Raw genomic sequence first — 1,794 nt, forward strand, 5'->3', positions numbered from 1 at the left:
GCCGACAACGCCTTCGTCGACAACCAGCAGCAGGTCAAATACGTCGCCACCCGCACGCAGGAGTGGTCGGCCGACGGTCACGGTAATTACTGGAGTGATTACCTGGGCTGGGATCGCAATAACGATGGGATTGGCGACGTGATCTATGAGCCCAATGACAATGTTGACCGCCTGCTCTGGTTGTACCCGCAGGTCCGTCTGTTGATGAATAGCCCGAGCATTCAACTACTGCGCTGGGTGCAGCAAAGTTTCCCGGTGACCAAGTCGCCGGGGGTCAAGGACAGCTATCCGTTGATGAATCTTCCAACCATGCCCCAGACACAGCAGCCGAACTTATGAACGCAGTCGACATTGAAGGGGTTAGCCAGCGCTACGGCAGCATGACCGTGCTGCGCGACTTGACCCTGAGCCTGGGCGAAGGTGAGGTGCTGGGCTTGTTCGGCCACAACGGAGCGGGCAAGACCACGGTGATGAAGCTGATCCTGGGACTGCTCAAGGCCAGTGCCGGTCAGGTGCATGTACTCGGTTGCCGACCCGCACAAGCCGAGGTGCGTCGCCAGCTGGGGTACCTGCCGGAAAACGTCACGTTCTATCCGCAACTCAGTGGTCGCGAGACCCTGCGCTATTTCGCTCGCCTCAAGGGCGCCGCGTTGACACAAGTGGACGAGCTATTGGAGCAGGTCGGTCTTGCCGGCGCCGCAGACCGTCGGGTGAAAACCTACTCCAAAGGCATGCGCCAGCGTCTGGGGCTGGCCCAGGCGGTTCTCGGTGAACCTCGCCTGTTGCTGTTGGACGAACCCACCGTGGGTCTTGACCCCATCGCCACCCAAGAGCTTTACCTGTTGATCGACCGTCTGCGTCAGCGGGGCGCCAGCATCATCCTTTGTTCCCATGTGTTGGCGGGGGTCGAAGCGCACATCAATCGTGCGGCCATCCTGGCCAATGGCTGCTTGCGGGCGATCGGGAGTCTGACCAGCCTGCGTGAAGAGGCTGACTTGCCGGCGCGTATTCGCGTCAGTGGGCTGGCCCAACGCGAGCAGTGGCTACAGCGCTGGAAGGCCGCCGGACACATCGCTAGCGCGATGGAGGGCAACGCAGTCGAGGTGATGGCAGTCAACGGTCACAAAGTCGATCTGCTGCGCCAGTTGTTTCAGGAGGACCCACCGCAGGATATCGACATCCAACAACCGTCCCTTGAGGACCTTTACGGCTATTACATGAGTCATGCAAGCGCCGCCACTGAAGGCACTCACTCATGACGCAGATTTGGAATATCGCCGCCAAGGAGTTCAGCGACGGCCTGCGTAACCGCTGGCTGCTGGCAATCAGTCTGTTGTTCGCCGTTCTGGCGGTGGGGATCGCCTGGCTTGGCGCGGCGGCATCCGGGCAAGTGGGGTTCACCTCGATTCCGGCAACCATTGCCAGTCTCGCCAGCCTGGCAACGTTCCTGATGCCCCTGATTGCGCTACTGCTGGCCTACGATGCGATTGTCGGGGAGGAGGAGGGCGGCACGCTGATGCTGCTGCTGACCTACCCGCTAGGTCGTGGCCAAATCCTGTTGGGCAAGTTTGTCGGTCATGGCCTGATTCTGGCCTTGGCCACCTTGATTGGATTTGGTTGCGCCGCGGTGGCCATCGCCTTGCTGGTCGATGACGTCGAGTTGGGGCTGCTGCTCTGGGCGTTCGGTCGCTTCATGGTGTCTTCCACGCTACTGGGTTGGGTCTTCCTGGCGCTGGCTTATGTCTTGAGCAGCAAGGCCAGCGAGAAATCCAGCGCCGCCGGGATGGCGTTGGG

The 1,794-nt window shown here is 61.0% G+C and carries 3 protein-coding genes; all 3 read left to right on the forward strand.

Annotated elements, in window-relative coordinates:
- On the forward strand, positions 1–339 hold a 339-nt coding region (locus LQ215_RS29380; protein ID WP_290369184.1), incomplete at its 5' end, for a NosD domain-containing protein.
- On the forward strand, positions 336–1,259 hold the full coding sequence (locus LQ215_RS29385) for an ABC transporter ATP-binding protein (RefSeq protein WP_169865731.1): 924 nt from the start codon (positions 336–338) through the stop codon (positions 1,257–1,259). The genes LQ215_RS29380 and LQ215_RS29385, both read left to right, overlap by 4 nt.
- On the forward strand, positions 1,256–1,794 hold a 539-nt coding region (locus tag LQ215_RS29390), incomplete at its 3' end, for an ABC transporter permease (protein ID WP_230153727.1). The genes LQ215_RS29385 and LQ215_RS29390, both read left to right, overlap by 4 nt.

This window comes from Pseudomonas brassicacearum, from assembly GCF_918698105.1.
Lineage (GTDB): Bacteria > Pseudomonadota > Gammaproteobacteria > Pseudomonadales > Pseudomonadaceae > Aquipseudomonas > Aquipseudomonas brassicacearum_F.

Coding starts and splice junctions, on each gene's coding strand:
- LQ215_RS29385 (WP_169865731.1), top strand. CDS start 336: ATGAACGCAGTCGACATTGAAGGGGTTAGCCAGCGCTACGGCAGCATG.